The organism is Yimella sp. RIT 621, assembly GCF_004146205.1.
Lineage (GTDB): Bacteria > Actinomycetota > Actinomycetes > Actinomycetales > Dermatophilaceae > Yimella > Yimella lutea.
Map to the genome: position 1 here is coordinate 134,493 of NZ_SEIP01000001.1, position 15,725 is coordinate 150,217.

The 15,725-nt window shown below is 66.8% G+C and carries 17 protein-coding genes, 6 tRNA genes and 1 pseudogene; 4 read left to right on the top strand and 20 right to left on the bottom strand.

Going from position 1 to position 15,725, the window contains the following annotated elements:
• Positions 1–28: 28 nt before the first annotated feature.
• Positions 29–601, bottom strand: coding sequence for an HIT domain-containing protein (locus tag EU513_RS00685; RefSeq protein WP_370447326.1), 573 nt, complete (start codon positions 599–601; stop codon positions 29–31).
• Positions 602–719: 118 nt separating this feature from the next.
• Here EU513_RS00685 and EU513_RS00690 point away from each other — a divergent pair, with 118 nt between their 5' ends.
• Positions 720–1,154, top strand: a complete 435-nt coding sequence (locus EU513_RS00690; protein WP_129623942.1) for a nitroreductase family deazaflavin-dependent oxidoreductase — start codon at positions 720–722, stop codon at positions 1,152–1,154.
• Here the strand turns inward: EU513_RS00690 and EU513_RS00695 are convergent.
• From EU513_RS00695 to EU513_RS00720, 6 genes and pseudogenes are all read right to left on the bottom strand, one after another.
• Positions 1,138–1,608, bottom strand: a complete 471-nt coding sequence (locus tag EU513_RS00695; protein WP_168990082.1) for a GNAT family N-acetyltransferase — start codon at positions 1,606–1,608, stop codon at positions 1,138–1,140. The genes EU513_RS00690 and EU513_RS00695 overlap by 17 nt on opposite strands.
• Before the next feature lie 73 nt (positions 1,609–1,681).
• Positions 1,682–3,682 (bottom strand): threonine--tRNA ligase, encoded by a 2,001-nt coding sequence (gene thrS, locus EU513_RS00700; RefSeq protein ID WP_129623944.1) that lies wholly within the window; start codon positions 3,680–3,682, stop codon positions 1,682–1,684.
• Positions 3,683–3,789: 107 nt separating this feature from the next.
• Entirely contained in the window at positions 3,790–3,981 is a 192-nt protein-coding gene (locus EU513_RS00705; RefSeq protein WP_129623945.1) for a hypothetical protein, read from the bottom strand.
• Positions 3,982–4,003: 22 nt separating this feature from the next.
• Entirely contained in the window at positions 4,004–4,435 is a 432-nt protein-coding gene (locus tag EU513_RS00710) for an antitoxin (protein WP_129623946.1), read from the bottom strand.
• A gap of 100 nt (positions 4,436–4,535) precedes the next feature.
• Positions 4,536–4,628 (bottom strand): annotated as a pseudogene (locus EU513_RS16605) (30S ribosomal protein S14); the annotation flags it as partial.
• Between the two features lie 27 nt (positions 4,629–4,655).
• Positions 4,656–5,108 (bottom strand): MarR family winged helix-turn-helix transcriptional regulator, encoded by a 453-nt coding sequence (locus EU513_RS00720; protein ID WP_205744616.1) that lies wholly within the window; start codon positions 5,106–5,108, stop codon positions 4,656–4,658.
• A gap of 76 nt (positions 5,109–5,184) precedes the next feature.
• Between EU513_RS00720 and EU513_RS00725 the strand changes: the two genes are divergently transcribed.
• Positions 5,185–7,029, top strand: a complete 1,845-nt coding sequence (locus EU513_RS00725) for an ABC transporter ATP-binding protein (RefSeq protein WP_240795858.1) — start codon at positions 5,185–5,187, stop codon at positions 7,027–7,029.
• A gap of 3 nt (positions 7,030–7,032) precedes the next feature.
• On the opposite strand, the gene EU513_RS00730 is transcribed toward EU513_RS00725, so the two are convergent.
• The 3 genes from EU513_RS00730 to EU513_RS00740 form a co-directional block, all read right to left on the bottom strand.
• Positions 7,033–7,365: a cupin domain-containing protein gene (locus tag EU513_RS00730; protein ID WP_205744617.1), complete on the bottom strand. Its 333-nt coding sequence runs from the start codon at positions 7,363–7,365 to the stop codon at positions 7,033–7,035.
• A gap of 67 nt (positions 7,366–7,432) precedes the next feature.
• Positions 7,433–7,915: a gluconokinase gene (locus EU513_RS00735; RefSeq protein WP_129623947.1), complete on the bottom strand. Its 483-nt coding sequence runs from the start codon at positions 7,913–7,915 to the stop codon at positions 7,433–7,435.
• A gap of 26 nt (positions 7,916–7,941) precedes the next feature.
• On the bottom strand, positions 7,942–9,339 hold the full coding sequence (locus EU513_RS00740) for a GntP family permease (RefSeq protein ID WP_129623948.1): 1,398 nt from the start codon (positions 9,337–9,339) through the stop codon (positions 7,942–7,944).
• Positions 9,340–9,519: 180 nt separating this feature from the next.
• Here EU513_RS00740 and EU513_RS00745 point away from each other — a divergent pair, with 180 nt between their 5' ends.
• Entirely contained in the window at positions 9,520–10,245 is a 726-nt protein-coding gene (locus tag EU513_RS00745) for a FadR/GntR family transcriptional regulator (protein ID WP_129623949.1), read from the top strand.
• A gap of 52 nt (positions 10,246–10,297) precedes the next feature.
• Here EU513_RS00745 and EU513_RS00750 read toward each other — a convergent pair.
• The 6 genes from EU513_RS00750 to EU513_RS00775 all read right to left on the bottom strand — a co-directional run bounded on the left by EU513_RS00750 (position 10,298) and on the right by EU513_RS00775 (position 13,153).
• A tRNA-Val gene (locus tag EU513_RS00750) sits at positions 10,298–10,371 on the bottom strand.
• A 79-nt stretch (positions 10,372–10,450) separates the two neighbouring features.
• Positions 10,451–10,984, bottom strand: coding sequence for a TIGR02611 family protein (locus EU513_RS00755; protein ID WP_205744618.1), 534 nt, complete (start codon positions 10,982–10,984; stop codon positions 10,451–10,453).
• Positions 10,981–11,808 (bottom strand): aminotransferase class IV, encoded by an 828-nt coding sequence (locus EU513_RS00760; RefSeq protein ID WP_129623951.1) that lies wholly within the window; start codon positions 11,806–11,808, stop codon positions 10,981–10,983. The genes EU513_RS00755 and EU513_RS00760 overlap by 4 nt, the downstream gene beginning before the upstream one ends.
• On the bottom strand, positions 11,805–12,848 hold the full coding sequence (locus EU513_RS00765) for an anthranilate synthase component I family protein (RefSeq protein ID WP_240795859.1): 1,044 nt from the start codon (positions 12,846–12,848) through the stop codon (positions 11,805–11,807). The genes EU513_RS00760 and EU513_RS00765 overlap by 4 nt, the downstream gene beginning before the upstream one ends.
• A 143-nt stretch (positions 12,849–12,991) precedes the next feature.
• Positions 12,992–13,066: transfer RNA gene (locus EU513_RS00770), tRNA-Val, on the bottom strand.
• Positions 13,067–13,080: 14 nt separating this feature from the next.
• Positions 13,081–13,153, bottom strand: a tRNA-Gly gene (locus EU513_RS00775).
• Positions 13,154–13,247: 94 nt separating this feature from the next.
• Between EU513_RS00775 and EU513_RS00780 the strand changes: the two genes are divergently transcribed.
• A complete protein-coding gene (locus EU513_RS00780; RefSeq protein ID WP_129623952.1) occupies positions 13,248–14,171 on the top strand; it encodes a phosphatase PAP2 family protein in 924 nt (307 codons plus the stop codon).
• A 60-nt stretch (positions 14,172–14,231) separates the two neighbouring features.
• Here EU513_RS00780 and EU513_RS00785 read toward each other — a convergent pair.
• The 4 genes from EU513_RS00785 to EU513_RS00800 all read right to left on the bottom strand — a co-directional run bounded on the left by EU513_RS00785 (position 14,232) and on the right by EU513_RS00800 (position 15,577).
• Positions 14,232–14,306 (bottom strand) — tRNA-Val (locus EU513_RS00785).
• Between the two features lies 1 nt (position 14,307).
• Positions 14,308–14,379, bottom strand: a tRNA-Cys gene (locus EU513_RS00790).
• Positions 14,380–14,406: 27 nt separating this feature from the next.
• A tRNA-Gly gene (locus EU513_RS00795) sits at positions 14,407–14,479 on the bottom strand.
• 51 nt (positions 14,480–14,530) lie between these two features.
• A complete protein-coding gene (locus EU513_RS00800) occupies positions 14,531–15,577 on the bottom strand; it encodes a YihY/virulence factor BrkB family protein (protein WP_129623953.1) in 1,047 nt (348 codons plus the stop codon).
• Between the last annotated feature and the right edge of the window lie 148 nt (positions 15,578–15,725).

Sequence of the window (15,725 nt, forward strand, 5' to 3'; positions counted from 1 at the left end):
GGTGGTCCCAGGTTACCGAGCGACCGGTTCAGTTCTTCGGCCATGCTTCGGCGAGCCGCGACCTGGCGTCCTCCAGCAGCTGGGGCAGCGCTTTGGTCCGGGCGATGATCGGCAGGAAGTTCGAGTCGCCGCCCCAGCGCGGCACGATGTGCTGGTGCAGGTGAGCGCCCACCCCGGCGCCGGCGACCTCGCCCTGGTTCATACCGAGGTTGAAACCCATCGGCGCCGACACGGCCTGCAGCGCGCGGATGCCCTCCTTGGTCAGCTTGGTGAACTCGGCCGTCTCCTCGTCGGTGAGGTCGAGGTACAGCGGCACGTGTCGGTAGGGGCAGACCAGCAGGTGACCGGGATTGTACGGGAACAGGTTCATCACCACGAAGCAGCGTTCGCCGCGGTGCACGATCAGCCCGTCGGCATCGTCCTTCTTCGGCGCCGCACAGAAGGGGCAGGCTTCGTCGTCGTGGTCGGCCGGCCGGTCTGCCTCGATGTAGACCATCCGGTGCGGGGTCCACAGGCGCTCGAAACCGTCGGGCGAGCCGGCGAAGTCGTCGGGTTTCTCGGACTGCACGGTCGAGTCGGTCGAATCGGTCGGATCGGTCACGGCGTCGATCCTAAGTGGCCCCATCTGGAATAGCCTCGGTGGCACCGGCCGTTGCCATGCATCATGGTGCGGACGGTTGCACCGCACGTACCGATCGACACGTTCGAAGGAGTTCGTCATGCCGTTGCAGGGTGAGTACGCGCTGGAGAAGACGCCATGGGTCGCGCAGCAGTTGGCCGCGATCGAGGATGCCGGCACCACCGAGGTGGCCGACGTGCAGGGAATGTCTGTGGTCGTCTACACGATCCGTGGCAAGAAGTCGGGTCTGCTGCGCCGGGTTCCGCTGATGCGGGTGGAGAAGGACGGCGTCTACGCCGCGGTGGCGTCCAAGGGTGGCGCTCCGGAACACCCGGCGTGGTATCACAACATCGTCGCGAACCCGGACGTCGAGGTTCAGGACGGCTCGCGTCACCTGGACGGTGTCGCGCGGCGGATCTCGGGCGCCGAACGGGACGAATGGTGGGAGCGCGCCGTTGCTGCTTTTCCGCCCTACGCCGAGTACCAGACCAAGACCGACCGGGAGATCCCGGTCCTCCTCATCGAGCCGAGCTGACCGCTGCCGGACGCAATTCCATCAGTCGCTCGTCGGGGGCGGTGAAGCCGAGCCGTTCGTACAGCGAACGTGCTGGCGGACGCGCCGTCAGCTGGTAGCGCTCGATCCCGTTGGTCGTACCCCAGGCGATCATCGCGCGCAGCATCTGTTCGGCGAGGTCGTTCCCACGCGCGGCCGGGGTGACGAACACCTTCTTCACGTGCACCCAACCGGTCGTCGGCCGACGCAGGCTGGGCAGTTTCGACACCCAGTTCGTCTGCACGAATCCGACCGCGGATCCGTCATCGCCGAACGCGACCCAGGTCGGCATGGATTCGAACTCCTCCAACCACGCATCCGCGAACTGCGCAATGAACCCGGCACGGTTCGTGCCGCCGTCCTCCAGATCGGCCTGCAGCGTCAACGCGCCCAGGATGAAGGCGTGTTCACGCTCGGCACGGACGATTCTGCTCACCTGGGCATCGAAGCACACCTGCGTCGAAGTCATGCAGAGCGCGCCGGATGTGGCGCGCTCTGCATGAGGCCCGTCAGTGCTGCGGAGCGGTGGTGATCTGCGCCTTGGACCCGATCGCGGCTCGGATCTCTTCGATCGCCTCGCCGACCGGCACACCGTTGCGCTGCGAGCCGTCGCGGTAGCGGAACGACACCGCGCCGGCGTCCTTGTCCTCGGCGCCGGCGATGAGCACGAACGGCGCCTTCGACTTCGACGCGTTGCGAATCTTCTTCGGAAAGCGGTCGTCGCTGTCGTCGAGCTCGACCCGAACTCCGTTGTCGCGCAACTGCTTCAGAACGTCGTTCAGGTAGTCGGCGAAGTCGTCGGCCACCGGCACACCGAGCACCTGCACCGGCGACAACCACACCGGGAAAGCCCCCGCGTAGTGCTCGACGAGCACACCGATGAACCGCTCGATCGAACCGAACTTGGCCGAGTGGATCATCACCGGCTCCTGGCGGCTGCCGTCCGCGGCCTGGAACTCCAGTCCGAAACGGTTCGGCTGGTTGAAGTCGTACTGGATCGTCGACATCTGCCAGGTGCGGCCGATCGCGTCCTTGGCCTGGACGGAGATCTTCGGTCCGTAGAACGCGGCACCGCCGGGGTCGGGCACGAGGTCGACCCCGAACTTTCGTGCGGTGTCCTCGAGTACCCTGGTCGCGGTCTCCCACTGCTCGTCCGAGCCGATGAACTTGTCCTTCTTGTCGCCCTCGGTGTCGCGCGTCGAGAGTTCGAAGTAGTAGTCGTTCAGCCCGAAGTCCTTGAGCAGGCCGACAACGAAGTTCAGCAGGTGCTCGATCTCGGCCGGTGCCTGCTCAGGGGTCACGTAGGAGTGCGAATCGTCCTGGGTCATCGCCCGGACGCGGGTCAGACCGTGCACCACACCGGACTTCTCGTTGCGATAGACCGAACCGAACTCGAAGAACCGCAGCGGGAGTTCACGGTACGAACGGCCCCGCGACCTGAAGATCAGGTTGTGCATCGGGCAGTTCATCGCCTTCAGCCGGTACTCCGCGTTCTCCATCTCCATCGGCGGGAACATGGTGTCGGCGTAGTACGGCAGGTGCCCCGAGGTGTGGAAGAGCCCCTCCTTGGAGATGTGCGGGGTGCTGACGTAGGAGAACCCCTCCTCCAGGTGCCGGCGACGGACGTAGTCCTCCATCTCCCGCTTGATGACACCGCCCTTGGGGTGGAAAACGACCATGCCCGAACCCAATTCGTCCGGGAAGGAGTACAGGTCGAGTTCGGCTCCGAGCTTGCGGTGGTCGCGCTTCTCGGCCTCGGCGATGCGGTCGAGGTAGGCCTTGAGTTCGTCCTTGCTGGCCCAGGCGGTGCCGTAGATGCGCTGCAACTGCGGGTTCTTCTCGCTGCCGCGCCAGTACGCGGCGGCCGAACGCATGATCTTGAACGCGTTGCCGAGCACCTTGGTCGACGGCACGTGCGGTCCGCGGCACAGGTCGCCCCAGGCACGCTCACCGTCGCGGCGGATGTTGTCGTAGATCGTGAGTTCGCCGGCGCCGACCTCGGCCTCAGCACCCTCGGCGGCGTCGGCGGCATTGCCCTTCAGCCCGATGAGCTCCAGCTTGTACGGCTCCTGCGCGAGTTCGGCACGGGCTTCTTCGTCGCTGACGACCCGGCGCGAGAAGGTCTGGCCCTCGTTGACGATCTTCTGCATCGCCTTCTCGAGCGCCTTCAGGTCATCGGGTTGGAACGGGGTCTCGACGTCGAAGTCGTAGTAGAAGCCGTCCTTGACCGGCGGGCCGATGCCGAGCTTGGCATCCGGGTTCACCTGCTGCACGGCCTGCGCCAGGACGTGCGCGGCGGAGTGGCGCAGGATGTCGAGGCCGTCCTGCTGGGACAGGTCGACCGCCTCGACGACGGCGCCGTCCGGGATCTCGCGGAAGAGGTCCTGGAGCCGACCGTCGACGCGCATCGCGACGACGCTGCGGTCGCCGCCGAACAGGTCGGAGCCGGTAGTGCCCTGCTGCACCGCTCGCTCGCTTCCGGCGACGGACACGGTGATCTGGCTGGACACGTGGTGCTCCTTGATCTGGGTTCGGATTGAACCCCGCAAGGTTATCGGTCGATCAACGTTGCTCTCGACCGGATATCACTGTCCCCCGGCAACCGCCCGCAGCACGGTCAGCCGGTGACCAGTTGCTGCGCGAACTGCTGGTGTCGCGCCATGACCGCTTCGAGGTGGAGCCCTTCGTCCTTCTCCCCCAACGACATCGACCCGCGCGTCAGCAAAGCACGTCCACCCAGTCGCCGCACGGCGTCGACCTCGATGTCGTCCCGTCCCGGGCACGAAGAAGCCCGGGCGCCTTTCGGCACCCGGGCTTCTTCAATTCCAGACTCAGTTGAGCGGACCCGGGCGGTCGATCGGGTCCGGGCGGTCCAGCGGGTCGACCGGGTCGGGCACGTGTCCCGGACGACGACCGGCGGTGCCGGCGTCCGGCGCTCCCGCCGTGCCGGGGGCACCGGTCGTACCGGTGGCGTCCGTGGTGAATCCGCCGGCGGCCGTCGCGTCGGTGCCGGTCGGGTTCACACCCGGCGTCGGCTTGTGCGCCTGCTTCTGCACGGTTTCCTCGACCTTGTTGCCGGCAGTCTGGATCTTGTCGGTGTACTTGCCCTTGGTGACCTTGTCGGCCGTCTGGGTGACCTTGTCGATGCCCCCGCGCACCTTGTCGGGGTTCTCGGCAGCAGCCTTCTTCACCTTGTCGACGCCGCCGATCGCAGCCTTCTTGGCCTTGTCGAACAGGTCCTTCGCCTGACCGGAGTTGCTCATGTCGTCCTCCTCGTGGGATGGGCACACCCGCGGCCGCAGCCGCGGGAACTGGGTATGCACCCAGGTTGCCAAACTCCGCACCCGAAAAGTGGCTAAGAGATCAGCAACTCGACTTCGTGACGCCGGGCAGTTCACCGCGATGAGCCATCTCACGCAACCGGATCCGGGACGGAACTCCGTCGACCGGCCGGCGCCAGCACGCCTGCCGGTCGGTCGCGCCTCACTCGAGCTCACTGTCGGTGGAGCGCAGGACGACCAGGAGCAACGCGCGCAGTTCCTCGCGTTGGTCGGCACTCAGGACGTCGAACATCGCGTCATCACGTTCGCGGCGCGAGGTGTCGAGGGTGCGCCACAGGCGGACGCCTTCATCCGTCAGCGACAACACCTTGGCCCGACGGTCGTCCGGATCAGGGCTGCGCAGCACGAGGCCACGCTCCGCCAGTCCGTCGACGACCTCCGTCGCCGAACGCGGGGACACCCGAAGACGCTGCGCGAGCTCTGCTGCCCGCATGCCCGAATCCTCTTGCGCGGCAATCACATTCAACGCTCGAGCCAGGTGCGGGCTCAGACCGTACGGCTCCAGATCGGCGAGCCACGCCCGTCGGGAGACGTGCGCGACGCGCATCAACAGTTGGCGCAGCGGCAGTTCTTCGGACGACTCGTGGGAAGGCACGGGAACATCCTATCGATTGTGGAGGTTACGACATGTTGAAGTAACCTCAGCACATCTCCGACCGAAGGGAGTCCGCATGGCAGCCGGATCCCAACCCATGACCGCCTCAGGACGCGGCGGTCCCGGACGCGTGGCGCACAAGAGCGCCTCCGACGTCCGCCAACTCGATGACCACCCGGTCGAACTCGCGCGCATCACGGCGCTGTTTCGCCCCTACCGCAGCCGGCTCGCCGCTGTGTGCGCGCTCATCGTCCTCACTTCCCTGATCGGTCTCGCATCGCCCTTCCTGGTGAAGCACCTGATCGACGACGCGATCCCTGCCCAGAACGTGCCGCTGCTGCTGGCCCTGGTCGGCGGCATGCTCACGATCACGGTCTCCACCCAACTGCTCGGCGTCCTGCAGACGTGGCTGTCGACCCGCATCGGCCAGCAGGTGATGCACGACCTGCGCACCCGCCTGTTCGCCCACCTGCAACGGATGCCGCTCGGCTTCTTCACCCGCACCCGCAGCGGTGAGGTGCAATCCCGCGTCACCAACGACATCAGCGCGATGCAGGCGGTCGTCACCGACTCCGCGACATCGATCGCATCGAATGTCACCACCGCCGTCGGCACAGCCACAGCGATGGCCTTCCTGTCCTGGAAGCTGTCGCTGCTCAGCCTGGTCGTGCTGCCGCCGGCCATCTGGCTGACCCGCCGCGTCGCCCACCAGCGGCGTGCCATCCAAGGCAAGGCACAGCGCACGCTCGCCGACATGCAGACCCAGATCGAGGAGTCGTTGTCGATCAACGGTGTCATCCTCGCCAAGACGCTCGGCTCCGGACCCGCTCTCTCCCAGCGGTTCTCCGGTTCCTCGACCACCCTCACCGAACTCGAGGTGCAGTCACAGCTCGCCGGACGCTGGCGCATGGGCACGATGGCGATCATCTTCTCCGCGATCCCCGCCCTCATCTACCTCGCGGCCGGACTCCCAGCCACCGGCGGCGGCATGACGATCGGCACCTTGGTCGCCTTCGTCGCGCTGCAGACCCAGTTGTTCCGCCCCCTGATGGGCGTGCTCAACGTCGGCGCCCAAGTGGTCACCTCGATGGCGCTGTTCAGCCGCATCTTCGAATACCTCGACCTTCCCGTCGAGATCGACGACCCGGCCGATCCGGCCCCGCTGCAGCCCGATCGGGCGCGCGGTGAGATCAGATTCGACGGGGTCACCGTCACCTATCCGGACGCCGACCGCCCCGCTCTCGACAGCATCGACCTCACCGTCCCGGCGGGGTCGACGGTCGCGGTCGTCGGCGCCACCGGCTCGGGCAAGTCCACCCTGGCAGCCCTCGTCTCACGTCTGCACGACCCGACGAACGGGCGGGTGCTCATCGACGGCCACGACCTGCGCGACCTGCGTCTGACCGACATCGCCGGCCTGGTCGGTGTCGTCACCCAGGAGAGCTACCTGTTGCACGCGTCGGTCGCCGACAACCTGCGGTACGCCCGTCCGGATGCCACGGACCAACAGATGATCGAAGCAGCCCAGGCAACGCAGGTACACGAACTGATCGAGTCACTCCCGCAGGGTTACGACACCGTCGTCGGTGCTCGCGGGTACCGCTTCTCCGGCGGCGAGAAGCAGCGGATCGCGTTGGCGCGCACCATTCTTCGCAATCCGAGGATTCTGGTGCTGGACGAGGCCACCTCGGCGCTGGACAACTCCACCGAACGCGCCGTGCAACGCGCGTTGGACGCGGCCGGCACCGGACGCACGACGCTGACCATCGCGCACCGCCTGTCGACCGTCCGCGACGCCGACCTCATCGTCGTACTCGACCGGGGACGCATCGCCGAGCAGGGCACCCACGAGCAGTTGTTGCTGCGCGGCGGCCACTACGCACGTCTGTGGGACGCACAGCTCTGCGCTGCCGCGGCCTGAGATTCAGCCCGTCCGCGCCACGGACAGCAGGACAACGCTGTCGGCGTGCGCATCGAGGCGATGCTTGGTCTGCGGGATGACCGTGTACTCCCCCGCCTTCAGCTGGGCGGACCCGTCCGCCCAGCCCAGAGTGACCTCACCGGACAGGACCAGCAGGGTCGCCTCACCCGGGTTGTTGTGGTCTGCCAACTGCGACCCGGCGTTCATGGTCAGCAGCACCTGGCTGAGAGTCTGGCCACCGCCACCTTTCAAGGTCAGCGCGCTGCGACCGACCTTCGACTCATCGGCGCGCTCGCGCTCATCGGGATACACATCGTCCAACCGCACAGTCTTCATGAGTCCATCGTGCACCGCCTGGCACGACGAAGGCCCGGGACCAACGTCCCGGGCCTTCGTGCGCGCATCATCCGGCGCGCAGGTGCTCAACCGCCAGCGCGACGAGCTCGGACGGTGTGTGCGCGAGGTCGAGGGTGATTCCCGCCTCGTCCTCCTCCAGCGGCTCGAGCGTCGCGAACTGGGAATCGAGCAGACTTCCCGGCATGAAGTGACCCTGGCGAGCGAGGAGTCGCGAACCGATCAGTTCCTTCGACCCGGCGAGGTGAACGAAGTCGAGTTGGGCCCCGCTGCTGCGCAGGATGTCCCGGTAGCGACGACGCAGAGCCGAACAGGCCAGGACGGTGCTGGTGCCGGCGGCGTCCCGCTCGGCGATCCAGTCGGCCAAGGTCTGCAGCCACGGCAGCCGGTCGTCGTCGTCCAACGGGGTGCCGGCGCGCATCTTCTCCACGTTCGCCTCGGGGTGGAACAGGTCGGCCTCGCCGAACTCCCATCCCAGTTCCCGGGCGACGCCCATGGCGACCGTGGTCTTTCCGCTGCCGGACACGCCCATCAGGACAGCGTGCCGCACGCTCCCGGTCACAGGATCGCGCTCACGAGAGCGGCGAAGGTGAAGCCGACGACACCGATGAGCGTCTCCATGACGGTCCAGGTGCGCAGCGTGGTCTTCTCGTCCATGCCGAGGAACCGACCGACCAGCCAGAAGCCGGAGTCGTTGACGTGCGACAACACGGTCGCGCCACCGGCGATCGCGATGACGATGCAGGCCAGGTCGATCGAGGACAGTCCGCCGGTCGCAGCCACCGTCGGCGCCATGAGCCCGGCGGTCGTGGTGAGGGCGACGGTCGCCGAACCCTGCGCCACGCGCAGTGCGGTCGCGACCACGAACGCGGCGACGATGACGGGCAGACCCGTCGACTCGAGCGAGCCGGCCAGCGCCTGGCCGATGCCGCTGGCGCGAAGGACGCCACCGAACATGCCACCGGCACCGGTGATCAGGATGATCGCGCAGACCGGGCCGAGTGCCCCGTTGACGATCTCCTCGATGTCGGCCTTCGAGCGGCGTCCCATGCCGAGGAGGATCATCGCGACCAGCACGGTGATCAGCAAAGCGATCGGGGTCTGACCGAACATGCGCAGCAGGCGAACCCACGTCGCGTCACCGTCGATCGTCTTGTTGGTGGCCAACGTGTTCAGTCCGGTGTTGAGGAAGATCAGCACCAGGGGCAGCAACAGCACGAACAGCACGAGGCCGAACGACGGCTTCGACCCACCGGCCTTGCCCTCCTCGACGTCGCCACCGGAGAGCAGCTCCGGCACCGGGATGTGGACGCGCTTGCCCGCCCAGAGACCGAACAGGTAGGAGGAGATGTACCAAGTCGGCAGACCGATGATGATGCCGAGCACCAGGACGAGGCCGAGGTCGGCGCCGAGCAACTCACCTGCGGCGACCGGACCGGGGTGCGGCGGGACGAACGCGTGCATCACCGCGAATGCACCCGCGGCAGGCAGCGCGTAGGTCAGCACGCTGCCGCCGAAGCGACGGGCGACCGAGAAGATGATCGGGAGCATGACGACCAGGCCGGCGTCGAAGAAGATCGGGAATCCGAACAGCAGCGAGGCGACCCCGAGCGCGAGCGGTGCGCGCTTCTCGCCGAATCGTGCGATCAAGGTGTCGGCGAGCACCTGAGCACCACCGGTCACTTCCAGCAGTCGTCCGATCATCGCGCCGAACCCGACCAGCAGGGCGACGTTCGCGAGCGTCGATCCGAACCCGTCCAGCAAGGTCGGCACGACCTTCTCGAACGGAACCTTCGTGGCCAGGGCGGTCAGGAAGCTGACCAGCACGAGCGCCACGAAGGCGTGCAACTTGAAACGCATGATCAGCAGGAGCAGGACTGCCACCGCCGCTGCGGCGATGAGGAGCAGGACGCCCGAGCTGTATGCGGGCTGCACCTCTTCTGCGGTCAGGAACATCGAGGGTCCTTCGTCGAGTGTGATGAATCACGTGGTGTGGGTCACACGACTGTAGAGTTATTCGTAGTACTTAATCAAGCAATATGAGTATTTTTAATACGGGCGTGGCGCCGCAACGTAGGCTCGGTCGCATTCACCAGGCCGAGGGCAGTTGCCGAGAGAAGCCGAGAGGGGACGCCGATGTCGGGTATCGAGCAGGCCGTCCGGACGCCGTCCGCGCCGCTGCTGCACCGCGCGCCCGCGCGCGAACTCGGCATCGAGATCATCGAGGGCAGAATCGCGGTCGACGCCGGCATGACGCTGGACGACCTGCAACGCCGCTTCGGGATCTCGCGCACCGTGGCGCGCGAGGTCGTCCGCGAACTGGAGACGCTGCACCTGGTCACTTCGCGTCGCCGGGTCGGCATCGTCGTGCAGGACCGCGCCGGCTGGAATGCGTTGCACCCCACCCTGATCGACTGGCGCCTACACTCGACCGACCGCCCCAAGCAGTTGCGCGATCTCACCGAACTGCGGCACGTCGTCGAGCCGGCCGCAGCCGGTGCGGCCGCCCGCCTGGCAACCGTCGAGGCCCGCGCAGCCCTCCCCCCGCTTGCTGCCCGGATGCGTGAGCTGGGCGAGGCCGGACGCCTCGAGGAGTTCATGACCCTCGACATCCGGATGCACCGGACGATCCTGGAATCGAGCGGCAACGACCTGTTCGCCGCGATGGCGGACCTCGTCGAGGTGGTGCTCATCGGTCGCACGCAGTTGTCCCTCATGCCGCAGCAGCCCAAGCCGGAGGCGCTGGACGCGCACGAGGACGTCGCGGACGCCATCTGGCGAGGCGACACCCGGGCCGCGCAATCGGCGATGACAGCGATCACCGCCGAAGTGCTCGCTGCATTCACGGACGCTGCCGACTGACCGAACGCCGAAGGACCCGACCAAACGTGTCGGGTCCTTCAGTGCATGTCGGTGGATGTAAAGGGACTCGAACCCCTGACCTCTCGCGTGTGAAGCGAACGCTCTAACCAACTGAGCTATACATCCGTGCGGATCGCAGCCCGCCCGGGCTGCGAGGAAGTACTTTACCCGCCGTTCAAGTCGCCGCCTAATCGGGCCTGTGCGCTCAGCCGAGGCCGGGCATCTGCTGCAGGAAGTCCTTGGCCGAGCCGGGCAGAAAGCCGGGAATGCCGCCGAGCTTGAGGGTCAGCCAGACGACGAAGCACACGAACGCGAACGTCAGCAACGCGACAATGCCCTTGAACCACAACGGTTTCGGACGCATCCAGTCGTTCCAGGCTTCGACCTTCTCCCGGGCGAAGTTGAGCAGACGCGCGGCCCACATGAACTCGGTCGCCCAGATGCCGAGGCCGAGGAAGACGATCAACCAGCCCGGACCCGGGAACGGGATGGCGACGACGCCGACGCCGGTCACGATGAACCCGACGACACCGACCACGATTCGGTAGGTGTGGTTGGAGACCGGGTTCGCCGCGAGCTTGCGACGCCAGGCGAACTTGTATGTCTTGGGTGAGAAGGGCTCCTGGAAGTCCCCGTCCGCGCGTCGCTTCGGTGCCACGGCGGTGCTCCCGCCGTCGCCGCCGGACACGACGTGCTCGTCCGCCACCTGCTCCCCCACTGCAGTCTCCTTCTTCGTCACGCCAATGTTGCTGCTCGTGCCCGGAACGCGTCCGCGACCCGTGCTGTGACGGGACCGGGAGCGTCCATGTTCCGTTCGTCAACGCGCGACACGGCTTGCACGTCCCGAGTGGACGAGGTGATGAACACCTCGTCTGCAGTCTGGAGGATCGCCAGCGGCAGCGCGACCTCCTTGACCGTGATGCCCTCTTCGCGAGCGGCGAGGATGGCGAGATCGCGGGTGATCCCGGGCAGCAGGCCGGAGTCGGTCGGTGGGGTGAGCACGTCGCCGTCGACGACGACGAAGATGTTGCTGCCGGTGCCCTCGCACAGTTCGCCGCGGGTGTTGGCGAAGATCGCCTCGCTGCCGCCGCGTTCCTTCGCGTAGGCGAGCGCAACGACGTTCTCGGCGTACGAGGTGGTTTTCAGTCCGACGACTGCGCTGTTCTCGTTCCGGGTCCACGGAACGGTCGTGATCGCGGTCGTCCGCGGCGGACGCGGCACAGACCCCGCGAGGACGATGTACGTCGCCTCGGTGTCGTCACGGTCGGAGCCGAGCGGTCCCGGGCCGGCCGTCACGCTGTAACGAACACGCCCGAACTCCAACGGTTCTGACAGGACAGCGGCGATTCCCTCGTCCAGCCGGTCCCGGTCCGCGGGCGGCAGACCGAGGCCCTTGAGCGAGTTGTCGAGACGGTCGTGGTGCCGCTCCCGCGCGAACACCTCGTTGTTCTCGACCTTGCAGGTCTCGAACACCCCGTCGCCGACAGTGACGCCGTGGTCGAGCGCGCTGATGCTGCCTCGGTCGCCGACCAGCTCGCCGTTCACCCACACTCGAACCGTCATGACGTCCTCTCCTCCAACGCGACCTCGGCCAACCCGATCAGTCGTCTCGCCTTGAGCAGCGTTTCACACCACTCCGCCTCGGGGTCGGAGCCCCAGGTGATTCCGGCGCCCGTCCCGAACTTCAGCACCCGGCGTGGGGGCAAGGACTGCATCCAGAAGGTACGGATACCCACCGCCAACCGGGCGGTGGCAGTCTCGTTGTCGACGTACCCGATGGCACCGCAGTACGGTCCCCGCGACACTCGCTCGAGATCCCGAATTGCTTGCAGGGCAGTGATTTTCGGCGCACCTGACACCGACCCGGGCGGGAACGACGCACCGAGGATGTCCGGCCAACCGACTCCTGGACGCAGCCGCGAACGCACGGTCGAGACCAGGTGGACCAGGCCGGGATGCTGTTCGACCGCGCACAAGCCGTCGACTTCGACCGTGCCCGGCACGCTGACCGGTGCCAGGTCGTTGCGCACCAGGTCGGTGATCATGACGTTCTCGGTGAAGTCCTTCGGCAGCAACTCTTGCTCGGTCGGGGCGGTGCCCTTGATCGGCGCCGATGCAAGCCGGTCGCCGTCCAGCTCGAGGTACAGCTCCGGACTGGCACAGACGATCTCGAGTCCGGCTGTCGGCAGGTTGATCAGGGCGGCGTAGGGGGCCGGGTTTCCCGCCAGCAGGACGTCCGCCAGACGCCGCAGGTCGAACGTCGCCGGCACATCGCGGGACAGCACCCGACAGATGTTCGCCTGGTAGACCTCTCCGAGGGCGACGCGGCGGCGGACCTCCTCGACCGCAGCCTCGTACTGCGCATGGCTGAGCGAACTGCGCCAGGAATGCTCACCGTTGTCGGCGGCCGGCGTCGACCGGGTCGCTCGAACAGCGGGCCGAACGACCCGGTCGACATGTTGCATCCGGACGGCGGTGAGTTGCCCCTCGAAAGTGATCACGACCACCCACACGCCGGGTTCGTCCAGCGCTGCGGCGTCGTGGCGGATCTCCGCGATGCCACTGGCCGACAGCCCGTCGAACTCTGCGTGTTCACCGGGCACTACCGACCTCCTTGGCGCCGAGCCCATCTGGGTACCCGATCCGGGCCGGGGCGTCGTTGCCAAGTCAACCACCCCTGCGGCCTCCGGGGTATGCGGTTGTGACGAGCAGAGAGGCCCCGGCTCATGCCGGGGCCTCTTGCTCATGGTGGGCGATACTGGGTTTGAACCAGTGACCTCTTCCGTGTCAAGGAAGCGCGCTACCGCTGCGCCAATCGCCCTTGGAAATGAAGAGAGCGGACAACCGGGCTCGAACCGGCGACCTCAACCTTGGCAAGGTTGCGCTCTACCAACTGAGCTATGTCCGCCTGTGCCCTTGCGGGCAACGGGAAGACAATACCCGACAGTTCGCCCACTCTCCAAAACGAGTCCTTCGGGCCACGGAAGGGTTCAATGGATGGCATGCCCGAACCAGCCGATGCCACACCGGGGCCCGAGACCGAGTCCGGTGCGCGAACCGCATTTCCCCGAGCCGTCGAGTCGATCGGTTCACGCGACCTCCGCCGTTGGACGACATGGGCGGGCAGACTGTTGCTACGCGCCTTCCGGTGGCTGGAGCGCGCGATTCGCCGGTACTCCGCGGACGGCAGTCTCTCCCTCGCAGCCCTGATCACGGCCGCGCTGGGCGTCCTCCTGCTCGGTGCTTCGCAGGCGATCGCAGCGCAGGTGTACGACAACGTGCTCGACCACAACGGAGTCGCCGGGTGGGACCGCCCGGTGCTCGACCGGATGGTTTCGTGGCGCTCCCCCGGTGCCGACGCTGCAGTCACGCACTTCACCGACATCGGTGGAAAGGTCGGCGGCCCGATCCTCGGCGTGGTGCTGACCGCCCTGCTGTGCCTGCTGTGGCGCCGTCGGACGCCGGCCGTGCTCATGGGAATCGCGATGACGGGATCGCTGCTGGTGACCGTCCTCGGCAAGGAAGCGACCGCCCGCCTGCGCCCGCCGACGCAGCTCGCGGTGCCGCCCTTCGAGTCCTCGCCGTCCTTCCCGTCCGGCCACACCCTGAACATGACGGTGATGATGGGCATCGCGGCGTACGTCTTGCTGGTCTGGTCGCACCGCACCTGGGCCCGCGTCGCCACGGTGCTCCTGACGGCGGCGATGACGATCACCATGGGTCTGTCCCGCGTCTATCTCGGGCACCACTGGCTCACCGACGTGATCGCGGCGTGGTTCCTCGGCATCGGCTGGGTGGTCGCCGTGGTGACCGTGCACCGGCTGACGATCACCGTGCGGCGCACGCGCGCCGACCATATCGCCGGGCGGCGTGAACTCTTCGAGGTCGCCGGGGTCCGACCGCCCGAGGACGAGCCCTCGCACTGAGCACGACATCCAAAAACGCAGCAGGTCCCGGCCGAGAACGACCGGGACCTGCTTGCGTACTGGTGGGCGATACTGGGTTTGAACCAGTGACCTCTTCCGTGTCAAGGAAGCGCGCTACCGCTGCGCCAATCGCCCGAGGTGGCGACGGGATTCGAACCCGTGTAGACGGCTTTGCAGGCCGTTGCCTAAGCCTCTCGGCCACGCCACCGGAGATCTCACGACAAGGCGAGACCAGAGCGGACAACCGGGCTCGAACCGGCGACCTCAACCTTGGCAAGGTTGCGCTCTACCAACTGAGCTATGTCCGCGTGCGCCTGAAGGTGCGCTTGTCGAAACGCTTTCAGGTGCGGTGCATGAGGCTAACCGATGGACGCCGCCGAATCCAGCCGGGGTGCGGGTGTGTCGCCGTCGCCATCGGTGCTCGCCTTCCGATTAGTCGGGAACTCTTCGTCGTCCGGATCTTGTGACCGCGCGGCGGGTGCTGGGTTGACCTTCTTGCCGGCGGATCCGTTGCGGGCCAGCGGGATCGGTCCCGTGCGGACGTCATTGACGCGGGCACGGGTTCGTGACACACCGTCGCTGAGCAGTTCGCGGGCCCGGTGATGAGCCGGCGAGAACTCTTCGACCGGCCAGAGCTTCATCGTGGCGGCGTTCAGCGCTGCCCCGATGAGCACCGCGATGCCGAGGAAGTACAGGAAGATCAGCACCACGATCGCCGCCGCGAGCGGCCCGTAGATGCTGGTGCTACCGACCGACGCACCGAGCAGGAAGCGCAGCGCCATGGCCGACAGCACCCAGATCATCAGGGTGAGGACGGCCCCCGGGAGGTCGCGTACCCACGGCGTCTTGATGGGCGTGGCGAGATAGAAGAGCGTCGCGAAACCAAGGATCGTAAGGCCCCCCACAAGGGGCCAGTAAAAGATCATCAGCACCTGCAGCCGCGCCGGCAACCATTCACTGAGCAACTGCGGACCGATGACGATCAACGGCACGACGACGGCTCCGAAGGCAAGCGTGACGAAGTACAGGCTCAGGCTCATCAACCGGGTGCGGACAATGCCTCGTTTGCCGCCCTGCCCGTACATGATCGAGACGGTGTCGAGCAGCACGTTGAGTGCACGTGATCCCGACCAGAGCGACAACAGGAAACCGGCGGAGATGACGTCGGGTCTTCCGCCGCGCAGCGCGTCGGAGATCGTGGGCATCAGGACATCACGCAACGAGTTCTCGGTGAGGAACTGGGACGAGTAGGCCTCGATCGCCTCGGTGACACGAGTCACAGCGTTCTCACCGATCCACCCACCGAGATAACCGACCCCGCCGAGCAATCCGAACACCAGCGGCGGGAACGACAGGAGGGCGAAGAAACCGGCTTCCGCCGCCAGGCCGGTCACCCGGTATTGCATGCACAAACGCACGGTTTCGCGGATCAGACGTGCCAGCGCGAGTGCCCCTGGGATCCGCCCGAGTGCGCGTCTTGCGCGGCTGCGCGGACTCACCCGCACGCCCCGGACGCCGACCCCGTGAAGCACATGTCACCCACGGTAATGGTCA